Annotated in this window: 18 protein-coding genes and 1 pseudogene; 14 read left to right on the top strand and 5 right to left on the bottom strand. The window is 74.4% G+C overall.

What is annotated here, in order from left to right:
* The 7 genes and pseudogenes from BIV23_RS52345 to BIV23_RS29800 all read left to right on the top strand — a co-directional run.
* A pseudogene (locus BIV23_RS52345) lies at positions 1–335 on the top strand (hypothetical protein); the annotation flags it as partial.
* Positions 336–398: 63 nt separating this feature from the next.
* The gene (locus BIV23_RS53295) at positions 399–530 is read left to right on the top strand and encodes a hypothetical protein (RefSeq protein WP_281250174.1); all 132 of its coding nucleotides are present in this window, start codon (positions 399–401) and stop codon (positions 528–530) included.
* On the top strand, positions 527–2896 hold the full coding sequence (locus tag BIV23_RS29820) for a glycoside hydrolase family 65 protein (RefSeq protein WP_071384090.1): 2370 nt from the start codon (positions 527–529) through the stop codon (positions 2894–2896). Before BIV23_RS53295 ends, BIV23_RS29820 begins: the two co-directional genes overlap by 4 nt.
* A 57-nt stretch (positions 2897–2953) precedes the next feature.
* Complete coding sequence (locus tag BIV23_RS29815) at positions 2954–3739, top strand: LytR/AlgR family response regulator transcription factor (protein WP_071384089.1); 786 nt, start codon at positions 2954–2956, stop codon at positions 3737–3739.
* A gap of 110 nt (positions 3740–3849) precedes the next feature.
* Positions 3850–4236 (top strand): hypothetical protein, encoded by a 387-nt coding sequence (locus tag BIV23_RS29810; RefSeq protein ID WP_071384088.1) that lies wholly within the window; start codon positions 3850–3852, stop codon positions 4234–4236.
* 2 nt (positions 4237–4238) lie between these two features.
* Positions 4239–5963 carry a sodium/solute symporter gene (locus BIV23_RS29805; protein ID WP_071384087.1) on the top strand — a complete coding sequence of 575 codons (1725 nt, stop codon included), beginning with the start codon at positions 4239–4241 and terminating at the stop codon, positions 5961–5963.
* 104 nt (positions 5964–6067) lie between these two features.
* Positions 6068–7258: a sensor histidine kinase gene (locus BIV23_RS29800; RefSeq protein WP_071384086.1), complete on the top strand. Its 1191-nt coding sequence runs from the start codon at positions 6068–6070 to the stop codon at positions 7256–7258.
* 2 nt (positions 7259–7260) lie between these two features.
* Here the strand turns inward: BIV23_RS29800 and BIV23_RS29795 are convergent, their stop codons facing one another.
* The 5 genes from BIV23_RS29795 to BIV23_RS29775 form a co-directional block, all read right to left on the bottom strand.
* Entirely contained in the window at positions 7261–7791 is a 531-nt protein-coding gene (locus BIV23_RS29795; RefSeq protein WP_079173482.1) for a hypothetical protein, read from the bottom strand.
* On the bottom strand, positions 7788–8963 hold the full coding sequence (locus tag BIV23_RS29790) for a hypothetical protein (RefSeq protein WP_071384085.1): 1176 nt from the start codon (positions 8961–8963) through the stop codon (positions 7788–7790). The genes BIV23_RS29795 and BIV23_RS29790 overlap by 4 nt, the downstream gene beginning before the upstream one ends.
* Before the next feature lie 78 nt (positions 8964–9041).
* Positions 9042–11186, bottom strand: coding sequence for a hypothetical protein (locus tag BIV23_RS29785; RefSeq protein ID WP_071384084.1), 2145 nt, complete (start codon positions 11184–11186; stop codon positions 9042–9044).
* Positions 11183–12259: a hypothetical protein gene (locus tag BIV23_RS29780; protein ID WP_071384083.1), complete on the bottom strand. Its 1077-nt coding sequence runs from the start codon at positions 12257–12259 to the stop codon at positions 11183–11185. Before BIV23_RS29780 ends, BIV23_RS29785 begins: the two co-directional genes overlap by 4 nt.
* 13 nt (positions 12260–12272) lie before the next feature.
* On the bottom strand, positions 12273–13325 hold the full coding sequence (locus tag BIV23_RS29775) for a protein kinase domain-containing protein (protein WP_079173481.1): 1053 nt from the start codon (positions 13323–13325) through the stop codon (positions 12273–12275).
* Between the two features lie 134 nt (positions 13326–13459).
* Here BIV23_RS29775 and BIV23_RS29770 point away from each other — a divergent pair, with 134 nt between their 5' ends.
* Genes BIV23_RS29770 through BIV23_RS29740 form a run of 7 tightly spaced genes read left to right on the top strand, consistent with a single transcriptional unit; the run spans position 13460 to position 21266 of the window.
* Complete coding sequence (locus BIV23_RS29770) at positions 13460–14314, top strand: CHAT domain-containing protein (protein WP_079173480.1); 855 nt, start codon at positions 13460–13462, stop codon at positions 14312–14314.
* Complete coding sequence (locus BIV23_RS29765; RefSeq protein WP_071384080.1) at positions 14311–14952, top strand: hypothetical protein; 642 nt, start codon at positions 14311–14313, stop codon at positions 14950–14952. Before BIV23_RS29770 ends, BIV23_RS29765 begins: the two co-directional genes overlap by 4 nt.
* Positions 14953–14954: 2 nt before the next feature.
* Positions 14955–15968, top strand: a complete 1014-nt coding sequence (locus BIV23_RS29760; RefSeq protein ID WP_071384079.1) for a HesA/MoeB/ThiF family protein — start codon at positions 14955–14957, stop codon at positions 15966–15968.
* Positions 15965–17464, top strand: a complete 1500-nt coding sequence (locus BIV23_RS29755) for an effector-associated domain EAD1-containing protein (RefSeq protein WP_071384078.1) — start codon at positions 15965–15967, stop codon at positions 17462–17464. Before BIV23_RS29760 ends, BIV23_RS29755 begins: the two co-directional genes overlap by 4 nt.
* On the top strand, positions 17457–18548 hold the full coding sequence (locus BIV23_RS29750; RefSeq protein ID WP_071384077.1) for a JAB N-terminal domain-containing protein: 1092 nt from the start codon (positions 17457–17459) through the stop codon (positions 18546–18548). The genes BIV23_RS29755 and BIV23_RS29750 overlap by 8 nt, the downstream gene beginning before the upstream one ends.
* On the top strand, positions 18496–19365 hold the full coding sequence (locus tag BIV23_RS29745; RefSeq protein WP_071384076.1) for a hypothetical protein: 870 nt from the start codon (positions 18496–18498) through the stop codon (positions 19363–19365). The genes BIV23_RS29750 and BIV23_RS29745 overlap by 53 nt, the downstream gene beginning before the upstream one ends.
* Complete coding sequence (locus BIV23_RS29740; RefSeq protein ID WP_071384075.1) at positions 19362–21266, top strand: ATP-binding protein; 1905 nt, start codon at positions 19362–19364, stop codon at positions 21264–21266. The genes BIV23_RS29745 and BIV23_RS29740 overlap by 4 nt, the downstream gene beginning before the upstream one ends.
* The last annotated feature ends 35 nt before the right edge of the window (positions 21267–21301 follow it).

Below are 21301 nucleotides of genomic sequence, written 5' to 3'. Positions count from 1 at the left end.
GCGGGCGGGTGGGCAGCGGCGGGGCCGCTGCCCACCCTCTTGACGGACCAGTCGTCCTGGATGAACGGTGCCGCGAAGGGCTACGCGGCCTACAAGGTCGCCGACTCCGTCACCAGCCACCAGGCGTACGGCCTCGGCAGCTACTGCTACTTCAGCGCCGACCCGAGCGTGACCGCCGACCACGCCATCGAGGCGCCGGACAACCCGGACGTCCGCTTCACCAGCATGGTGACGGTCTCCCTCGGCGGCACCGGCACCATCAGCCATGTGATCGACGACAGGGGGAGCCGTCGAACGCGTCGTCGAACGTGGCGGACCTGGCCGGCTACCCCTGACCGTCCCCCGTCCGGCCTAGTCAGAGGACGCCTCACCCGGTCCCGTCGCTGCACAATCGCCCCATGGAGCCGTACACCGGCAGGGCGCGACGGGACCGGGGCCGGGCCGCCGTGCACCTGCCCGGCCGGGGCGGCACGGCGACCTGGATCGTCCGCACGTTCGACTGGAGTCCCCTGTCCAAGGGGCGGCGGTGACGGGGCCGGCCTGGGAGTACGACGGCTACCGGCCACAGGAGGAGCGGCTGCGGGAGTCCCTGTGCACCCTCGGCAACGGCTACTTCGCCACGCGCGGCGCCCTGCCCGAGTGCGCCGCCGACGACGTCCACTACCCGGGCACCTACGCGGCCGGCTGCTACAACCGGCTCACCTCCGAGATCGCCGGACGCCGGGTCGAGAACGAGGACATGGTCAACCTGCCCAACTGGCTGCCGCTGCGCCTGCGCCCCGAGGGCGGGGACTGGCTCACCCCGGACACCGCCCCCGTCACCGAACACCACCAGGTCCTCCACCTCGACCCCGGCCTGCTGGAGCGCCGCACCGGCTACGGCCTCCCGGGCGGCGGCACGCTCCATGTGCGCCAGCTGCGCCTGGTCCACATGGCCGACCCGCATCTCGCCGCCCTGCGCACCGAGCTGACCGTCGAGGGGCGCGCCGTCGGCCTGGAGGCGGAGGCCGCGCTCGACGGCCGCGTCACCAACTCCGGCGTGGCCCGCTACCGCGAGCTGGACGGCCGGCACCTCACGCGCCTGCACACCGGCACCGCCGCACCCGGCACGGTGTGGCTGCGCTGCCGTACCCGCACCTCCGAGATCAGCTTCGGGCTGGCCCACCGGCTGACCGCCGACGCGCCGGTCATCCACGCCAACGAGGCACACCGCGCCGTACAGCGCGTCCACCTGCGCCTGGTGCCCGGCCGTACCGTCACCGTCGACAAGACGGTCGCCCTGCACACCTCCCGCGACCCCGCCATCGGCGACCCCCGGCACGCCGCCGTCGAGCGCGTCGACGCCGCCCCCGGCTTCGACGCGCTGCGCGAGAGCCACGCCGCGGCCTGGGAGCAGCTGTGGCGGCGCTGCGCGCTGGAGGTCCCCGGGGAGGCGGGCAGCATCCTGCGCCTGCACCTGTTCCATGTGCTCCAGACCCTCTCCCCGCACACCGCCGACCTCGACGTCGGCGTCCCCGCGCGCGGACTGCACGGCGAGGCCTACCGCGGCCACGTCTTCTGGGACGAACTCTTCGTCCTGCCCTACCTCAACCTCCACCTCCCCGAGGTCTCCCACGCCCTGCTCCGCTACCGGCACCGTCGCCTGGACGCCGCCCGGCACGCGGCCCGGGAACGCGGCCGGCGCGGCGCGCTGTACCCCTGGCAGAGCGGCAGCGACGGCCGCGAGGAGACCCAGGAGCTGCACCTCAACCCCCGCTCCGGGCGCTGGCTGCCGGACCACTCCCACCTCCAGCACCACGTCGGCTCGGCCGTGGCGTACAACGTCTGGCAGTACTGCGAGGCCACCGGCGACACCGAGTTCCTGCACGGCGAGGGCGCCGAGATGCTGCTGCACATCGCCCGCTTCTGGGCGGACTCGGCCTGCTACGACCCCGCCCTGCGCCGGCACCGCATCCGGGGCGTGGTCGGGCCCGACGAGTACCACGACGCCTACCCCGGCGCGCGGACACCCGGCCTGGACGACAACGCGTACACGAACGTCACCGCCGCCTGGGTGCTCACCCGCGCCCTGGAACTGCTGAACGCCCTGCCCGAGCCGCGCCGCCGCGAACTCACCGACGGCATCGGCCTGGAGCAGGACGAGCCCGCCCGCTGGGACGAGATCTCCCGCACCCTGCACGTGCCCTACCACGACGGTGTCATCAGCCAGTTCGAGGGCTACGGCGACCTCGCCGAGCTGGACTGGGCCGCCTACCGCGAACGGTACGAGGACATCCGGCGCCTCGACCGGATCCTGGAGGCGGAGGGGGACACCGTCAACCGGTACAAGGCGTCCAAGCAGGCCGACGTCCTCATGCTCGGCTACCTCTTCTCGGCCCCCGAACTCCGCTCGCTCTTCGCCCGGCTGGGCTACCACCTCGACGACCGCACCTGGGCCGCCACCGTCGACCACTACCTGCACCGCACCAGCCACGGCTCCACGCTCAGCGGCCTGGTCCACGGCTGGATCCTGGCCCGCGCCCGGCGCGCCGACGCCTGGGCCTTCGTCCAGGAGGCGCTGCGCGGCGACATCGCCGACCTCCAGGGCGGCACCACCGGCGAAGGCATCCACCTCGGCGCGATGGCCGGCACCCTCGACCTCGTCCAGCGCGGACTGACCGGACTGGAGCCCCGGGCCGGAGTCCTCAGCCTCGACCCGGTCCCGCTGCCCGAACTCTCCTCCTACGGCTTCCCGTTCCGCTACCACGGCCACTGGGGCGTCCATCTGCGGCTGCGCAGCGGCCTGCTGGAGATCGACGTCCCCGCCTCCGACCGCTCGCCCATCGGCGTGCGCCTGTGGGACGAGGTGATCCCGGTCGTCCCGGGCGAGACGGCCCGCCTGGTCCTGCCGGAATAAGGTTGAAGCAGCTACCGGTTGGTGCCGACGCGCCCGCCGGAGAAAGGAGCCTCGCGGATGACCCCGACCGACGACCGCTTGCGGGTGCTGGCGGTGGACGACGAGGAACCCGCGCTGGAGGAGCTGCTGTACCTTCTCGGGCAGGACCCGAGGGTCGGCCGTGTGCTCACCGCGACCACGGCCGCGGAAGCACTGCACCGGCTCGGCGCGGCCGGCCGGGACGTGGTCGACGTCGTCTTCCTCGACATCAGCATGCCGGGCCTCGACGGCCTCGAACTCGCCCGCCTGCTCGGCGGGTCCGCCGCACCACCGCTGATCGTCTTCGTCACGGCCCACGACGACTTCGCGGTCCGCGCCTTCGACCTCAAGGCCGTCGACTACCTGCTCAAGCCCCTGCGCAAGGAGCGCTTCGCCGAGGCCGTACGGCGCGCCGACCAACTCGTGCGCGCCGGGCAGGGGCCGCGCCCCGCCACCGCCCGCCGCCCCGCACCCGGCCCCGGCGACCACGTGCCCGTGGAGCTGGGCGGGGTGACCCGGTTCGTGCCCATCGCCGACATCACCTACGTCGAGGCCCAGGGCGACTACGCGCGACTGCACACCCGGCACGGCAGCCACCTGGTGCGCATCCCGCTGTCCACGCTGGAGGAGCAGTGGCGCGAGCGCGGCTTCGTCCGCATCCACCGCAGCCGTCTCGTCGCCCTCGGCCGCATCGAGGAACTCCGTCTGGACGGCGGCAACGTGACCGTCCGCATCGGCGACCGCGTCCTCGCCGTCAGCCGCCGCAACGCCCGGGAACTGCGCGACCTGCTGGCCCGCCACGCCGCGGGAGCCGGCCGGACGTGACGGACGTGTGGCGATTCTCGTCCGGTCCCGTCCGGCGGCTGTCGGGCGCGTCGCGCGCTGCGTACACTCGCCGCACACCAGGTGATCACCGCGGCCCCGGGGAGTACGTCATGGGTGCGGAGCCCGTCCCGCGCAGAGAGGTGGTCACCGCGCGGCACCCGGGACACTCCGACCGCGCGGCGCCGCGCCCGCGGGTCTCGTCGGACGCCCGCCCGGCAGCGCCCCGACACGACGCCGCGACCCGCCATGTGATGCGTCATCAGCTGCGCGCCGCCCTCCTCGTGACCGCTCTGCTCGCGGGCCTGCTCGGCCTGCTCCCCGTCCTGCTGCGCCTCCTGCCGCTCGCCACCACGGCGCCCCGCGTCCCGCTCGCCGTCTGGCTCGTGCTGGGCGTAGCGCCGTACCCCGCGCTGCTGGCCATCGGCGCCTGGTACGTCCGCCGCGCCGAGCGCAACGAGACCGGACCGGCCGCCCGGCTCCGTCCGGAACGCCCCTGACCGTGAACCGGACGTACGGCATCGCGGGCGTGACGGCCGTGGTCCTCGCCACGGTCCTCGTCGGCGCGCTCGGCCTGCGCGTCTCCCGCACCACCTCCGACTTCTACGTCGCCTCACGCACCGTCGCCCCCCGCCTCAACGCCTTCGCGGTCAGCGGCGAATACCTCTCCGCCGCCTCGTTCCTCGGCGTCGCCGGGCTCGTCCTCGCCCAGGGCGTCGACATGCTGTGGTTCCCCATCGGCTACACCGCGGGCTTCCTGGTCCTGCTCGTCTTCGTCGCCGCCCCGCTGCGCCGCTCCGGCGCCTACACACTGCCCGACTTCGCCGAGGCCCGGCTGGAGTCCCGGGCGGTCCGCCGGGTCGCCGGGGTGCTGGTCGTCGGCATCGGCTGGTTGTACCTGCTGCCCCAACTCCGCGGAGCGGGACTCACGTTGAGGCTGCTCACCGGCGCCCCCGGCTGGCTCGGCGCGCTGGTCGTCGCCGCCGTGGTGACCGCGGCCGTCGCCGCGGGCGGTATGCGCAGCATCACCTTCGTCCAGGCCTTCCAGTACTGGCTGAAACTCACCGCCCTGCTGGTGCCCGTGCTGTTCCTGCTCCTCGCCTGGCGCGCCGACCGGGCCCCCGCGCCCGTCTGGGACCAGCGGCCTGTCTTCCACCGCTCCGCCGAGGTCCGCGTCGACCGCCCGGTCACCGTGACCGTGCGCGAGCCGGTCGGTGTGACGGTGTCCGGAACCGTCGACGGCCGTACGGTGCACGGGGTTTCGCTGCTGCTGGGCGAGGGCCCGCACCGGTTCGGCGCGGACACGACCGTCCGCTTCCCGGCCGGCGCCGTCGTCCCGCTGCCCGACCGCACCGCCGACCGGGCCCTTGCCGGCTGGGCCGAGCCGCTGTCCTCGTCCCGCGAGCAACACGGCCTGTACGCCACCTACGGGCTGATCCTCGCCACCTTCCTCGGCACCATGGGCCTGCCCCACGTCGTCGTGCGCTTCTACACCAACCCCGACGGCCGCGCCGCCCGCCGCACCACCGTGAGCGTGCTGGGCCTGCTCGGCGCCTTCTACCTCCTGATGCCGCTGTACGGCATGCTCGGCCGCCTCTACGCCCCGGACCTGCTGCTGACCGGCGACACCGACGCCGTCGTCCTCGTCCTGCCGCAGCGGCTGATCGGCGGGGCCGCCGGGAACCTGCTCGGCGCGCTCGTCGCGGGCGGCGCCTGCGCGGCGTTCCTGTCCACGGCATCCGGACTCACCATGTCCGTCGCGGGCGTGCTCGCCCAGGACGTCCTGCCGACCCTCGGCGTACGCCACTTCCGGCTCGCCACGCTGCCCGCGATCGCCGTGCCCACGGCCGCGTCGGCACTGGTCGGCGACCTGCCCGTGGCCGACGCGGTCGGACTGGCCTTCGCGGTCTCGGCCTCCTCCTTCTGTCCGCTGCTCGTCCTCGGCATCTGGTGGCGCGGACTGACCCCGCCGGGCGCGATCGCCGGGCTCCTCCTCGGCGGCGGCTCGGCGCTGACCGCAGTGACGGCCACCATCGCCGGCGGCGCCGACCCCGGCTGGCCGCACACCCTGCTGGCCTGGCCCGCGGTGTGGTCCGTCCCGGTCGGCTTCGCGGCGATGATCCTCATCTCGCTGGCCACCCGCGACCGCGTCCCGCCCGGCACCGCCACCACCATGGCCCGCCTCCACCTCCCCGAACCACCCCCACCGGGCCCGCCCCCCGCCTGACCGAACGGCCACCGCCGAACGCCCCACGTCTGTAAGGTCCTTGGAGCCACGGGGGCCGGGCCGGCCGCCGAGCCCCCATCCGTCCCGCCACCCCCGGACCGCCCATGACCGTCCTCGGTACGCTCGCCCTCGTCCTCGTCGGGCTGGCCGTGTTCGTGTGCGGGGCCGCTCTCGGGCACGGGGCGGCGCGCAGGCAGCGGGAGCACGCGGCCGACGGCGACGAGGTGCGGGCCCTCGCGCGTGCCCTGCACTCCGCCGGGCTCGCCGCGGCGCCGCTGCGCGGGGGACTCGGCCCGGACACGGCCCGCCGGGCGGCCCGACGGCTGCGGCCCCTGCTCGCCGTGCCCGCCCTCGCCGTCACCGACACCACCTCCGTCCTCGCCTGGGACGGCGCCGCCGAACACCACCGCAACCAGCTCGAAGCACGCCTCACCGGCCCGCCCCGCAGCCATACCTTTCCGCTCACGTGCGACGCCGGGGGCTGCCCGGTCCGCTGGGGTGCCCTGGCGCCGCTCACGGCCGGCGGCCGGCCCGTCGGCGCCCTCGTCGTGTGTGCCGCCACGGAGACCAGCGCGCACGCGCGGGCCGCCGAGGCGGCGGCCGCCCGGCTCTCGCTGGACCTCGACCTCGCCGGCCTCGACCGGGCCCGCGCCGACGCGTACGAGGCCGAGATGCGCGCCCTGCGGGCCCAGATCTCCCCGCACTTCATCTACAACTCCCTCGCGAGCATCGCCTCCTTCGTCCGCACCGACCCCGAGCGCGCCCGCGAACTCCTCCAGGAATTCGCCGACTTCACCCGCTACTCCTTCCGCCGCGACGGCGACTTCACCACCCTCGCCGAAGAGTTGCGCTCCATCGAGCAGTACCTGGAACTCGCCCGAGCCCGCTTCGGCCGCCGCCTCGAGGTCACCCTGCGCATCGCCCCCGAGGTGCTCCCCGTGACCCTGCCGTTCCTCTGCCTGCAGCCCCTGGTCGAGAACGCCCTCAAACACGGCCTGGAGGAGTCCGTGGAGCGCAGCGTCATCACCATCACCGCCGAGGACGAGGGCACCGAGGCCCGCGTCGCCATCGAGGACAACGGCGTCGGCATGGACCCGGAGCGCCTGCGCGCGATCCTGCGCGGCACGGCCGGAGCGGCCACCGGCATCGGCCTGAGCAACGTGGACCGCCGACTGCGCCAGGTCTACGGCGACGACCACGGCCTCGTCATCGAGACCGGCGTCGGCGCGGGCACCAAGATCACCCTGCGCCTCCCGAAGTTCCGCCCCGGTGTCCAGGCCCCGCCGCCGGTGTGACGTCAGTCGCCCTCGTCGTGACAGCCCTTCGGGAACGCGGTGCCGCCGTCGGGCGCGGCGAGGAAGAACACGTCGATCCGGACCTTGCCGGACGCTCCGTACTTCCAGTAGCCCCGCTTGGGAGCGTGCTGGAAGCGCGAGAACCCCTTGGTGATCTGCGAGTTGACCTTGTCGGCGGCGGCCTGGCCCGGCCCCGGGTCCGGTGCCGTACCGAAGGACAGCACGAAACCCGCCGTACGGCTCGCCACCCCCGCCCCGCGCAGCTGTGCGCCGAACTGCTGCCGTACCGACGCGTCGCTGCCCGTGCCCACCGTGAAGCTGCACGGCTTGAGCACCAGTCCGCGCTCGGCCGGCCGGCTGCTCGGCGAGCCGGCCGAGTCGCTCGGCGTCGGCGACGGATGCGCGTCCGCGCGCTGCTCGCGCGGCAGGGAGCCCAGCGCGACCACGAGCAGCAGCAGAAGCAGGTCGGCGAAGAGCCACCCCGCCAGCAGGACCGTACGCCCGGCCGCGCCCTGGGGCGGCAGCCCCTTCACGGCCGCCCCCGGTACGGCGGCGGGTCGGCGTTGTCCAGGCCGCCTGGCGGCAGATGTCCGGCGCGGGTGTCGAGCCGGTCGACCAGCTGCCAGATGCCCCGGGTGGAGTCGACCAGGTTCTCCGCCCGCTCGGTGAACACCATCAGCGTCTCGCCGAGGCTGCGGGCCAGTTCACGTACCGCGGCGACGGCGAGGTCGTGCCGGTGGATCTCCTGCCCGGTCGCCTCCTGGGACCGCCGCAGATCGCCGACGAGCGTCTCGATGGCGGCCCGCAGCTTCGCCTCGTCCTCGGCGGTCTGCTCCCGGATCCGGATCAGGTCCTGGGCCAGCTGACTCGGCGGGGTGAGCGCGCGGATCAGCCGGGTCAGCTCGTCCACCGTCGTGGTCCAGCCGTCCAGCGCGGTCTGGATCCGGCTGCCGGGCCCGGTCTCCAGGACGGCCTGGATCTCCTCGGAGGTCCGGCGCAGCGCCGTCTCCAGCTGCTGCGTACCGGCGTTGAGCTGGGCGGCCAGCCGGTCCGCGCTGCGGCTGTCCAGCGGCTTGCCGGCCGGCCGCGCGGGCGTGGCCAGCAGGAACGTCGCGAGGGCCAGCTCGGCGGCGAGCTGCCGGCGCTCCTGTTCGCGGGAGAGGTTCCGCTCCCGGTTCTGGTGCAGGGCGTGCAGTGCCAGCGTCAGCGCGACGACGACCAGGATGAGCAGGGTGACATGGAGCGCGGAGGTGCCCAGCGTCACCGTCGTCGCCTCGGCCGGGCTGCCCTGCGGGAAGCCGCGCGCCCAGCCCAGCAGGAAGGGCTCCTCGCTGCGGCTGGCCCGATAGGCGTCCAGGGCGCCGCGCAGCCGCCACCAGGTCAGCGCGATCGGCGCGAAGACCAGCACGTCACGGGCGACGCCGAGCCAGCCCTCCAGCGTGCCGCGGCCCCGCGCGGTGGCGTCCGGGAGCAGCATCTCGGGCGGGTAGGCGGCGACCAGGTCGGTGCCGGCGAGCGTGGCACCGCCCCGTTCCAGGTCCTCGACGACACGGTCCAGGACCCGGGTGTCGGACCCGTCGGCGCGGCCCCGCTGGGCCAGGGCACGGATGCGCCCGGCGATCCGGTCGAGTTCCGGATCGGTGCCGGTGCGCTGCGCGGGAACCGCCTTGGGGGGCGGCGGCGTTGACTCTTCAGTGGATGTCATACGGCGTCATTCGTGTCGTCCGGCGGGCTGCGGGTCGGGGGCGGGGCGGGGACGGACTGCTGTGGGGACGGGGGGAGTTCAGAGCATGGAGTTCAGCACGACGTAGCCGAGCGCGCCGACCAGGATGAGGACGAGCGCGCTCAGGAAGAACAGGCTCACCCCGTCGAGTCCCAGGCGGTCCAGCCCCCGACGGCCGCCGTCGTCCGGCGGCGTCCGCGGGCCGCTCCCGGAGTACGGATCGCCCGGGCCGTGGGCCGGCCGCTGGGGCGGGACGGACGTGTCCCAGCGCGCGGGGTCCGGGTCGACCCGCTGCGCGGGCCGGCCCGCGCCTGCGGAGACCGGATGCGCCCACTCGGCGTGCGGGTGCGGGTGCGCGGGCCGGGGCTGGTCCGGGGCGGGGACGGGGCGCGCGGTGGACGCGGCCGGTGCGGCGGTCGGGGTGTGCGCGGCGGATCCGCCGGTCACCGGCGCGTGCGGCCGGGTTCCGTACGCGGAAGCGGCGGCCGAGCCCGTGACGGGCCCGGCGTAGCCGTGGTCGCGCAGGAACTGTTCCGACAGCTCGTAGCGGATCGGCTGCTGGGCCGCGTCGTCGGCCGCCAGCTCCAGCGCGGCGGCGTAGAGCCCGAGCGGCGCCCGGACTCCCGCGCGTTCGACCAGTTCCCGGGCGGCCGTGCGGTCCACTGCCGGGCCGTGGGCGGCGATGAGCAGCTGGCGGAAGCAGTCGGTCTCCTTGGCGCGGTCGCCGGCGGCGATGCGGTCGACCGGGCCGAGCAGCAGCCCGTGGCCGTACCACAGCCGTGCGGTGTCCGGGCTCTGCCCGGCGTCGGCGAGGTGGCGCAGCACCAGGTGCGCGGCGTCCGGGAAGTACTCGGCGTGGCGCGCGACGAAGTCCAGCAGTTCGTCCGGCGGACTGGCGGCGAGGAGGCCGCCGTGGTCCAGTGCGCCGGCGGGCAGGCCGAGGTGCAGGGCCACGACCAGCAGCCGGCGATGCGCGGCCCGGCTCAGGTCCAGGCCCTCGTCCGGTACGTGCCGCAGGAAGGCGGCGGCCACCGTCGCGGCCGGGGGCTCCGCGTCGGCCGTCGCGTGCACCAGCGCGTCGGGCCCGTCGGCCAGGGCGGCCTCCACGGCCTCGCTCACCAGGAGGTCCCGCAGCGCGCGGCGGCGTACCGCGCGCTGTTCCAGGGGGCGCCAGCGGCGCAGTGCCGCGGCCAGCCAGTCCGCGGGCTGCCGTCTCAACTCCCCGACGAGATCGGCCTGTCCGGACACCAGGGCGCCGCGCGCGGCGGCCTGCTCCAGCAGGGCGTCGTCGAGGAAGACGTCCGGCCCGGGCCGCGGGTCGGCGATCCGGCCGTCCACGATCGGCACCGACCGCTGCCAGCCGGCCACGTCGACCGCGTCGGTCAGCGGCCGGTGCGGGCGGATCCGCTCCAGGGCCGGGTGCCCGGCCGCCCGGTACAGCTCGACCAGCTGGGCGGCGAAGCGGGCGGTCTCCGACGCGGGCGGCGGGTCGCCGACGTCGACGCGCAGACGCTGGTTGATGTACATCGACTGGGGCGGGCGGGCGGCGAGGAACACCACCCGGGGCTGATGGCTGCCCTTGTCGGTGGACTCCCGGCCGGCGAAGGTCCACGGGCGGCCGGCGACCGGCCCGACGATGTCGAGCAGGGCCGTCATCATCGGCAGGGCGAGCTGCGGCCGGGCGATCACGCTGAAGTCCTCCGCCGGGTCGGCGAGCACCCGGGCGACGAGCGTGGTGAGCTGGTCCGCCGGGATGCCGGCGGCCTCCTCGCGCAGCGCGGCCAGCCCCGGCCGCGCTGCCTGTTCGAGCCCGGCCAGGTCGAGCGGGGCCAGCGGGCCGCAGGTGCCGTCCGGTTCGCGGTCCTGCCAGCCCGGCCAGTCGTGCAGCCCGAGCGCGAGCCGGGTGTCGATCGCGTGGGGGTCGCCGACCAGGACATGGGTCAGGGTGGCGCCGCCCCGGCCGTGCGGGTTGCGGGAGGGCAGCTTGCGCAGGACGGCCGCCTCGTCCTCGAACACCAGGTGGACGAGGCTGGCCGCCGCCTCCGGCTGGTCGCCCTGGCCGTCCTGGGTGGCCCACACGTACTGGAGGCGTTTGGCCCAGCGGTCGATGGTGCGCAGCCCGGAGTGCGCGACGGGGCGTACCCCGGCGTTGCCTTCGTGGTCCCGTTCGGCCCAGCCGAAGAGGATCTGGTCGACCGTCGTCATCCGGCAGCTCCCTGGCCGAGGTCGGTGGGGCCGAGCACCCCGCACATCGCGAAGAGGGCGAGCATGGGTTTGAGCGTGCGGCGGGGCGCGAAACTCCCGTGCGGGGAGCGTTGGACGCCGTCCGCCTCGACGGCCTTGTGGCCGGTCGCCGTGGCGAAGTGCAGGGTGGAGCGGGCGCAGCGCACGAAGGGCGCGAGCCAGCCGCGGGCGTCCCGGGAGCTGAGGAACGCGTACGCGTCCTCGCTCTCCTCCTCCACGGTGGCGAGGTGCAGTTCCTCGTCGGGCGAGGCGTTCTGGAACCAGCGGTCGACGAGGTTCTCGTGGTGCCGCAGCAGATCGCACTTGCCGATCACGACGGCGGCCGGCAGCGGCAGGAACTGGGAGCCGTCGACCCCGCGCAGCCGCGCGATCTTGTCGAGGACGACACCGAAGGACGGATCGCCCGTGACGCTGCCGCCGGTGGCGGTCAGCCCGCGGATCCGGGTCGGGTCGACCACGAACACCAGCGCGCTGACCGCGCCGAGGAACGGCACCTCGGCGTCGTGGTCGGCGAGCCACTCGCCGGAGACGTCGAAGAAGGCGACGGCGAAACTGCGGCCGGTGTTGCTGTTGTGGATCCACAGCGCGTCGGTGAACTCCGGAGGCTGCGCCGGGGTTCCCGCCAGGCCCAGGCCCTGGTCGAGGAAGGGGCGGACGACGTCCTTCAGATAGCGCTGGTGCAGTTTCAGGTCGAGGCCGCCGACGACCAGCCCGAGCCGGGCCATCCGGTCGACGTCGGAGAGCATGCCGAGCATGGCGGCGAGCAGATGGCTCTTGCCGGCGGCGGACTCGCCGACCACCCCGATGACCAGGGGTTCACCGAAGTCGCCGTAGCGGCCGGGCAGGACATGCGGTTCGCCGCCGCCGGCGCACAGCCGGTAGGCGTCGAGGCGGCGGTGGTTCCAGCGCACGTCGTCCTCGCCGGGCAGCCGGACGAGGGGTTCGGGCCGGCCGTCGGCGTTGAGGGTGACGGTCTCGGCCTGCGCCCAGTCGACGGTGCTCAGGCAGATGGGGCACCTCACGTGGTCTGTCACGTCACTCCTCCTGTCAGGCCACCGCGACCACGGCGGCGACCACGGCGATCAGGGCGACGGCCAGGACGGCGTACACGACGACGGTCCGCCACCGGCGCGGGTCCGGGGGCCAGGCGGTCCGGACGGCGGGCCCCGGGGCGCCGGCGGCGGCGTACGGCGCTCTGCGCGACGCCTGCTCGAAGGCGTACTGCCGGGCGCGCAGGTCCCGGAAGTGCTGCCGGGCCTCCTGCTCCCGCTCGGCCATCCCGGGCACGCGGCGCGCGCCCGGCCCCTGAGCGGTGCTGCGGCCGGTCCGGGTGTCGCGGCGCAGCTGGAGGGTGTACCCGGTGACGCGGTGGCGGGCCTCGTCGGTGAAGACCCCGTCCAGCAGGGTGCGCAGGCCGGGGTCGAGCCAGCGCACCCGGTCGCGCATCTCCGCCGCCGTGGTGACCTCCTCGCCGGTGGTGAGGTGGAAGAGGACGGCACCGGCGGCGTACACGTCGTCGCGGCAGTCGGCGCGGCCCCGGCCGGCCGCCTGTTCCGGGGAGCGCCACGGGTCGGTGCCGGCCGGGCCGCCGCGCGGATCGCCCTCGTCCAGGGTGAGACCGAAGTCGGCGAGCTGCACGGTGGTGCCGTCCCACCACAGGGTGGCGGGCCGGATGTCCCGGTGCACCAGGCGCAGGTCGTTCAGGTGCCGCAGAACCGTGAGGACGCCGTCCGCGACGGCGGACAGTTCGCCCGGCGGCAGCGGCAGCCGGGCGGCGAGTTCGGCGAGGGGACGGCCGCGCCGGGTGGCCACCAGGAAGGGGGCCCGGTCGTCCGGCCGGTAGCCGATGACACGGCCGAGTTCGGGCGGGTAGCGGGTGACGCCGAGCCGGCGGACCAGCACGTCGGCGGTGCGCACGGTGCGCTCCAGTTCCCGGCGGGCCCCGTCGGTGTGCGCGATGCGCTGCACGACGTGCTCGCCGCCGCCGTGCACCAGTACGCCGTGGCGCTCCCGGAATCCGCCGCGGGAACTCTCTCCCTGTTGATCAAAATCGATCTCGAAGATCGATTTTCCGGCTTCGCGGCCACCACAGGTGATCATTTCCAGACGCTCGATCAAACCCGCCCCCGATAAGTGTGCTGCGGAATCCGAAACTACACCCGTCGGGCGCCACTGCGCGTACCCTTCTCCCCAAGGGCCTGTGTTTCAACGGTAGTTGTCTCGGGGGACGACGGATGGCCAGTCCGACATGGAAACAACTGCGCGACGCCGGCGCATTCGAAACACTGGGCGAATTATTTCCGGACATCCTGAGCAGTCACGCATTCCTCGAGGACGTGGGAATAAGCCCTGCCCTGCTGCCGCCTTTCGGTGGGCCGCTGCCCGCCGCCTCCTGGTGGCGCACGGTGTGCCGGACCGTCGAACAGGGCCGCTTCGCGGGCATCACCCTGGGCGGCCTCGTCACCGCGGCGGCCGCCCTCTTCCCGGGCCACGAGGGCCTCGCCGCCCTGGCCGACCAGGGCGCGCCGGCCGGCCTGCGGGTGCTGTGCCTGACGGCCGCGCCGCTGGACGAGGCCAGACTGCGCCTCGGCGCCGAGCAGCGCGTCATCCAGGACGCGGCGGCCCGCTCCGCCGGCCGGCTGACGGTGACCGTCCACCCGGCCGTCCGGGTCGCCGACCTCCTTCCCGGGCTCCGCACGGCACGGCCGCACCTCGTGCACTTCGCCGGACACGGCACCGACGACGGACGGCTGCTGTTCGAGGACGACGCGGGCACCTCCGCCCCGGTCCCGGTGCGCGCCCTGGCCGCCGCGCTCGCCCTGTCCGCGCCGCTCGTCTGCGTGGTCCTCAACTCCTGCTGGTCGGGGGCGTACGCGGACGGCCTGCTCGACTGCGCCGACACCGTCGTGGGCACCCGCGGCACGCTCGACGACGCCGCCGCGCTCGTCTTCGCCGAGGGCTTCTACGGCGCGCTCGCCCACTCCACCGGCGTCGACCGCGCCTGCGACGCCGCCCGCGCGGCCCTCGCCCTCGCCGGCCACGCACCGGACGAGGTACGGCAGTGCTCCCGAAGGAGCCGCGCCGCATGACGACACCCGAGACGCCCGCCGGGACCTCCGCCCCGGCCGACGTCGCCAGCGCCTTCGAGCGCGGGCTCCAGCGCGGCGACAACCCGCAGGTGGCCGGCGCCGACGGCCCGGCCTCCACCACCCTGGACTCCCGCTGGCTCGGCACCTGGCGGCGGCCCGGCTCCGCGCGCCGCGCCCCCTGCCGGGTGTGCGGGCACACCTTCCGGCTCGACGACACCGTGTATCTGCGCCACGCCGAGGACGGCCGACTGGCCGACGTCACCCACCACCTGCGCAACCTGCCGTGCAGCGGCGAGGCCCCGGAGGCGTCCGGACCGCCCGACCCGGGCGCGCAGGCCGCGTTCTTCCACGGCGTCGACGACACCGACCCCCGTCCGGACACCCTGCACACCGTCCGGCTGATGCCCGACGACCCGGTGCTCGGGCGCCCCGGCCGGCGCAACGCCTGCTTCGTGTGCACGCACACCTTCCGGCTGTTCGAGACCGTCGTCGTCTGCCCCTGCTCGCCCGAGGCACCCGGCTGCCGCAAGGCCGTCCACCAGGACCCGGCGCGCGGCCTCGGCTGCTTCGAGCAGTGGCGCAGCGAACTGACCGTCAAACAGTGCCCGATGAACTTCCGCACCCTGAGGCGGGAGTAGCCATGGGACGCTTCGACCGCCACGCCCTGATCGCCGGCTGGGACCAGCGACGGCTCGCCGGGTCCACCGTCGTCCTGTGCGGGTCGGGCGCGCTCGGCAGCCAGTGCGCCCAGGCCCTCGCCCTCGCCGGCGTCGGCCGGCTGGTGCTCTGCGACCCGGACACGGTCTCGGAGTCGAACCTCAGCCGCGCCCCGCTGTTCCGCGCCGCCGACATCGGCGCACCCAAGGCGGCCGTCGCGGCCCGCCGCCTCGCCGAGCTGTCCCCGGTGACCCGCGTCGACGCCCGCACCGCCCCCCTGGTCAGCGGGGTGGGCCTCGCGGAACTGCGGGACGCCTCCCTGGTCGTCAGCTGCCTGGACAGCCTCGCGGCCCGGCTCCAACTCGCGGGCCGCTGCCAGCAGATGGGCGCGGCCCTGCTGGACGGCGGCACCAGCGCCTGGGGCGGCGAGATACGGCTGTACGAGGCGGACGGCCCCTGCTTCGGCTGCGGTCTGACCGCCCGCGACCGGGCCGCCCAGGACGACCCCTGGTCCTGCACGGACGCCGTCGTCCCCGAGGCCGGCGCCTCGGCGCCGGTCTCCGCGCTCATCGGCTCCTGGCTGGCGGTCACCGCGGTACGGCTGCTGTGCGGCGCCGGCCCCGCGCCCGGCGTGGTCCGGGTCGACGCCGCCGGTGGTACGGCGACCCCGGTCACCGCGCGCCGCGACCCCGGCTGTCCGCTGCACAGCCGTATCCCCGCCGACCTCGTCTCCGCCGTCCCGTACACGGCACAGTCCACCGCGGCCGACCTGACCGGCCGCCTCGCTCCCGAGGAGACCGTGATGACCTGGGCGCCGCTGCCCGGTACCGCGCCCACGCGCGAATCCACCCGGCTCGCGGACGCGCCCCCGCGCGCCCGGCTCGCCGATCTCGGCGTGGCACCACGCGAGATCCTGCCGGTCGTCACGGCCGGCCGCACCCGCGGAATCCGCTACCTGGAACTCTCCGGGGCCGGCGGGAAAGGAACGCCCCGATGAGCTACGACACGGGCAAGCTGCCGGGCGAGATCAAACGCGTCCTGGTCGACACACTGGCCGACATCTACCGCACCCAGGGCCAGGCCGAGGAACTGCTGGAGGACATGGACTTCCCGCCGCTGACCCGCCCGCGCTGGGACGCGGCCCAGGAGGTCGCCGCCTACTGGCGGCAGGTGGTGCGCGCCCTGGAGCTGGGCGCCCTCCAGCGCGACGGCCTCCGGCAGCTGGTGGACGCGGTGCTGCGGCGCTGGCCCGGCAACCAGGACCTGGCCAAGATCCGCGGCTTCCTCGAGTCGCAGGAGCAGGAGCGCGAGGGCGCCGGCGGCAACGCCGAGACCCTGTACCGCACGGTGGAGTTCGTGGGCAGCGAGGCCTACCCCGAACTGCTCAGACTCGTGCGCGAACTGCTCGACGCCGACGCCGTCCAGCTCTACGCCGGCCACCGGCAGGCCGCCTTCCGTATCGCCGCGCTGCCCGCCGACCGGCTGGAGGAACTGCGCGAGCGGGCCGCGCGCATCGCCCCCGGCGTCGAAGTGCTCTACGGCGAGTACGACTTCCGGCCCACCCTGTACACACGCCTGGAGGTCATGGGCCCCGACGGCCAGCAGTTCGAGATCCCGTACGTGCCCAACACGACCCTGCCGGGCGAACTCGTCCCCGCCGTCTGGGCGCAGTACCGGCCCGAGGTCGCCCAGGACGCCAACGGCCATCTGCTGCGCGCCGTCGTCGACTACCGCGACGACAACGGCGAGGCCCACCGGCTCGACCCCGAGGAACCCCTGCACAACCAGGGGGTCCGGGACGGCGGCCAGTTGCAGATGTCCGCCGAGTCCACCGCCGGCGTCGACACCTGGCTGCGGCTGGAGGCCCTCGCCCGGGCCCGCGACGACATCGTCGACTTCGCCGCCGAGCACCCGGAGTTCACGCTCGTCGAGATGGACGACGACCGGCTGCCGCTGGAGTACACGGTGGAGCTGCACGTCCCCGGCTTCGCCCCGCCCGAGGACCTGGAGGCCTGGCCGCTGGACCCGCAGCGCATCGACCGGCACGAGCTGGTCGTCTGGATGCCCGCCGAGTTCCCCATCCAGGCGCCGCGCGTGCGCTGGCAGTCGGACGTGTTCCACCCGAACATCGCCCGCGACAAGGACCACAAGGGCGGTGTGTGCCTCGGCCCGCTGATGACCGACTACACGCCCGACCTCAGCATGTACTCCCTGTGCCAGATGCTCATCGACATGGTGCGGTACCGCAACTACGAGATCCTGCCGCACGACTACCGCATGGCCCGGGACTACGACAGCCTGGTGCAGGACATCCTCCAGCGCGGCGAGTACCTCGACGCGGACGCCGCCGCCTGGGCGTTCTCCTGGGAGGGCCAGGAACGCATCAAGGAGATCGGCGGCACCACCTGGCTGACCCGGGCCGGTCTGACCGAGCGGGCCGACCGCTCCCGATTCCTTCAGGTCGAGCGCGTGGAAGCGAGCCCGGATGAGTGACGAAGCCCGCGCCGGTGCGGCCATGGTGCTGCTCTACAAGGGCACCTCCTTCGAACTGGTCGGCAAGATGACCCTCTCCTCGCTGCTGGTCGAGGCGGTGCGCAGGGAACTGGCCGGCGGCGACCCGGAGGAGCAACTGGTCCTGGAGATCCGCTATCTGCGCCGGCCGGACCCCCGGCTCGCGGACGGACCGCGCACGATCCACAACCTCCGCAGCCAGATCGGCAGACTGGCGCTGACCGTCACCCGCGGCTCGGAGAAGGTGGTCGACGGCGAGTACCCGGTGCGCGAACTGCTCGGCCCGGTCCTCCAGCACGTGGTCCAGCAGATCGATCCCGACGAGGAGGTGTGGGGCTTCTGCCTCGACCACCCCTCCCTCAGCGGAGTCGCGCTCGGCCGCTCCACCCCCGAGGTCGAGGGCACCATGGACCTCAACCTGCGCGAGAGCAGGCGCAGTTTCACCGTGCGCAAGGTGGCCGAGCCGCCCATGCCCGGTCTGGACCCGGACAAGCTGGGCATCGACGCGGCCGGACTCGGCCCGGTGACGGTCCTGCTCTCCGCCGACCTCCACGGCCATCTGCACGAGATGAAGCTCTCCCGCCGGCTGGAGGAGGGCGGCTTCCTGCTCGGCAAGGTCCTCAGGGTCCTGCGCCCCGACCGGGAGCCGGCGGCGGGCGGCGACGGCGAGGCGCCGGCCGACCGCTATCTCGTGGAGATCACCGAGGTCACCCCCGCCGAGCACTCCGGCGCCGGAGCGCTGCACTTCACCTTCACCGGCGACTCCTTCCGCGAGATGAACCAGCGCATCACCGCCTCCGGGCAGGACCGGCAGCTGATGGGCTGGTACCACACCCATCTGTTCTCCGGGAACGACTCGGGGCTCTCCGGCATCGACGTCGATCTGCACCTCGGCACCTTCCGGCAGCCCTGGCAGGTGGCCGGACTGATCAACCTCTCCGGCGACGAGCGGCTGCTGCGCTTCTACGCCCGCTCCGGCGACTCGGTACGCGAATGCGAACAGTGGGTGAAAGATGACCGCGGTCGATACCGCCGTGCGCGTGCTGCTGTGGTCGGCGACGACTGACGGCACGGCGGCGGCCCCGGCCCCGCCCGAAGGCGAACTGACGGATCCCCAGGACCTGGTCGTGCCGCCGCCCGACGTCGGCGCGGCCGTCGTCGGGCTGGCCGTGCGGACCGCGGCCCGGCTCCGGCTGGACGCGCTGGCGTCGAGGGAGCGGCGCCCGGTCGGCGTGGGCGCGCTGCTGCTCGCCGCCGCCGTCGGCGGCCGGGACCGGGCCCGCCTCGCGGCCGAGACGGTACGGGCGGTGCCGCCCGCCCGCTCGCTGTGGGACGTGCTCGCCCACCACGCCGTCGTCGCCCCCGCCCTGCCGCACATCACCGACCCGGCGCTGGCCGGCCGGCTGCGCGCCGCCTCGCCGCTCACCGCGCTCCTCGACCGGCCCGACCCCGTCGGCGAGAGCGACGCCGAACTCCTCCTGGAGGACCGACTGCTGACTCATCCTCAGGGACGACGACTGATCACCACCGTCTACTGCGAGGCCCCGGCCTCCCCGGCCCAGGCCCTGTGGCGCGGCCGGCTGCTCGACCAACTCCGCATGAGCGAGAGGGAGTTGGTGATCGACGTGTACGAGGCGGCACTGCTGCGCCACACGGCGGCCCACCTGGCGCTGATCCGCCGGGCGCGCATCGGCCTGGCCGTGCCGCCCGACCTGGACGCGGCCCGCCCCGTCGCCCGCTGGTGGGCCGCGCTGGCCCGGCTGGAGCGCTCGCACCGGCACCTGCTGCGCGCCCGCTCCGGCATCGGCAAGGAGTACCTGGCGGGCGTACGCCTGTACCGGCAGGTGGAACGGCTGGAAGCAAGAGGGGGAAGTCCCGCATGACCACGAGCGTGCGCCGTATCTCCGTCGTCGCACCGGACGAGCCGGCCCGGGCCGCCCTGCGCCGGCAGCCGCCCCATGTCACCGTCGAACAGGCGCTGGCCTCCGGGCCGTACATGCTGCTCCTGCCGCTCCCGCCGGGCTGGGACCTGCTGGCCTGGGAGACCGTCTCGGCCGAGCTGCTCCTCCAGGCCGACCTCTCGCCCGGCACCCCGCTCTATCCGCCGACGTACGCCTCGGCCCGGCCGGACCTCACCAAGCCGCCGGCCCCCCGGTCCGCGGACCCGGCGCCGCGCGAGCAGGTCCCGCCCGAGGAGCCCGTCTTCCGGCACCCGCAGCCCGCCGAACTCCACGAGGACGAGGCCACCGTCCTCGCCTACGGCCGGGACATCGCCCAGGTCTCCTCGCTGCTGCGGGCCGGGCTGTCCGTGCTGGTCGTGGCCGAGAAGCCGGTGGTGCCGCACCTGTGGCGGGAGATGGCCACCCGGGCCGGACTACGCGCCGAGGTCCTGGAGGAGCCCCCGGAGGGCGACGACGCCGAGGCCGAGGACCAGCCGCCGGGCGGGGAGCCGCTCATCCCGGTGCAGCAGAACCCGCGCCAGCGCCTGCTGGGCCGGCTGCGCGAGCTGGTGCGCGCCCTCAACGACGACACCGTGCTCGTCGTCCAGCACCTCGACCTGCTCGCGGGCGGCTCCGACGGACAGCTCTCGCCGGAGGCCCGCGAGGTGACCGAGCTGCTGCACGGGGCGCCCGAGCGCGTGATGCTCGCCTTCGCCGCCCCCTCGCTGTCGGTGCCCGAGGTGCTGGGCGAGCGGTTCAGCACCCGCGTCACCATCACCGGCGTCCCGCGCACCGTCCGGTTCCGCGACGACCGGGAGGAACAGCCGCTGGGCCGGGCCCTGGTGACGGTCGGCGAGTCCGCGCGCTTCGAGCGCTACGACCCCGTCGAGTTCTACAAACACGTCGCCGGCATGAACCCGGTGCTGCTCCGCCAGGCCATGCGCTACGCGATGAGCGTCCACCGGGACCACCCGGCCCCCGTCGCCCGCGACCTGTACGCCACGATCCGGGCGTTCAAGGCCCAGATGTCCAGCAACTTCGAGGTACCGGACGTCGGTTTCGACGACATCGCCGGCTACGACGAGGTCAAGGCCCACATCCAGCGGGCCATCGACATCGTGATGGGCCACCACCGGCTGCCGCAGGAGTTCGACCACCTGCGCACCAAGCTGATCCCGCGCGGCTTCATCTTCCACGGCCCGCCCGGCACCGGAAAGACCCTGTTCGCCAAGGCGATCGCCAACCGCATGAACGCCACCATCCTCGTCGTCTCCGGCCCCGAGGTCATGGGCACCTACGTCGGCGAGAGCGAGCGCAACGTCCGGGAGATCTTCGCCGAGGCGCGGCGCAACGCCCCCTCGGTCGTGGTCTTCGACGAGTTCGACTCCATCGCCTCGCGCCGCTCGGAGCACTCCGACGGCGGCACCCGGGCCGGCAACGCCGTGGTCGCCCAGATCCTCACCGAGATGGACGGCTTCCGGCCCGAGGTGCCCACCCTGGTGATCGGCACCACCAACCGGCTGAACCTCATCGACGAGGCCCTGCTGCGGCCCAGCCGCTTCGAGTCCATCGCCATCGACCTGCCCAACGACGAGGCCCGGCTGAAGATGATCAGCCTCCATGCGGCCAAGTTCGGCATCGACGTCGGCGGCGGCGTCGACGAGCTGATCGCGTCCGCGCTGCGCGGCCGCAACGGCGACGACATCCACTCGGTCTTCCGGGACGCGTTCGTCGCCGCCCACTTCCAGGACCCACCGGTGCCGCCCACTCCCGAGCAACTGGGCCAGATCGTCGGCCGGTTGCAGCGCAAACGGCGCGAGCAGCGCCGCTCGGGCAGGCGCTGACACCGTGGCGGACACGAGCGACACGAGGCAGGAGG

The organism is Streptomyces monashensis, assembly GCF_001866665.1.
Classification (GTDB): domain Bacteria; phylum Actinomycetota; class Actinomycetes; order Streptomycetales; family Streptomycetaceae; genus Streptomyces; species Streptomyces monashensis.
This window is presented reverse-complemented; position numbering and strand designations above follow the sequence as displayed.

Bases quoted from the DNA above. Each gene is read 5' to 3' on its own strand.
- BIV23_RS29775 (WP_079173481.1), bottom strand. From the start codon at position 13,325: ATGATCACCTGTGGTGGCCGCGAAGCCGGAAAATCGATCTTCGAGATC.
- BIV23_RS29790 (WP_071384085.1), bottom strand. From the start codon at position 8,963: ATGACATCCACTGAAGAGTCAACGCCGCCGCCCCCCAAGGCGGTTCCC.
- BIV23_RS29745 (WP_071384076.1), top strand. From the start codon at position 18,496: ATGACCGCGGTCGATACCGCCGTGCGCGTGCTGCTGTGGTCGGCGACG.
- BIV23_RS29755 (WP_071384078.1), top strand. From the start codon at position 15,965: ATGAGCTACGACACGGGCAAGCTGCCGGGCGAGATCAAACGCGTCCTG.
- BIV23_RS29815 (WP_071384089.1), top strand. From the start codon at position 2,954: ATGACCCCGACCGACGACCGCTTGCGGGTGCTGGCGGTGGACGACGAG.
- BIV23_RS29740 (WP_071384075.1), top strand. From the start codon at position 19,362: ATGACCACGAGCGTGCGCCGTATCTCCGTCGTCGCACCGGACGAGCCG.
- BIV23_RS53295 (WP_281250174.1), top strand. From the start codon at position 399: ATGGAGCCGTACACCGGCAGGGCGCGACGGGACCGGGGCCGGGCCGCC.
- BIV23_RS29750 (WP_071384077.1), top strand. From the start codon at position 17,457: ATGAGTGACGAAGCCCGCGCCGGTGCGGCCATGGTGCTGCTCTACAAG.
- BIV23_RS29770 (WP_079173480.1), top strand. From the start codon at position 13,460: ATGGCCAGTCCGACATGGAAACAACTGCGCGACGCCGGCGCATTCGAA.
- BIV23_RS29760 (WP_071384079.1), top strand. From the start codon at position 14,955: ATGGGACGCTTCGACCGCCACGCCCTGATCGCCGGCTGGGACCAGCGA.
- BIV23_RS29810 (WP_071384088.1), top strand. From the start codon at position 3,850: ATGGGTGCGGAGCCCGTCCCGCGCAGAGAGGTGGTCACCGCGCGGCAC.
- BIV23_RS29765 (WP_071384080.1), top strand. From the start codon at position 14,311: ATGACGACACCCGAGACGCCCGCCGGGACCTCCGCCCCGGCCGACGTC.
- BIV23_RS29800 (WP_071384086.1), top strand. From the start codon at position 6,068: ATGACCGTCCTCGGTACGCTCGCCCTCGTCCTCGTCGGGCTGGCCGTG.
- BIV23_RS29785 (WP_071384084.1), bottom strand. From the start codon at position 11,186: ATGACGACGGTCGACCAGATCCTCTTCGGCTGGGCCGAACGGGACCAC.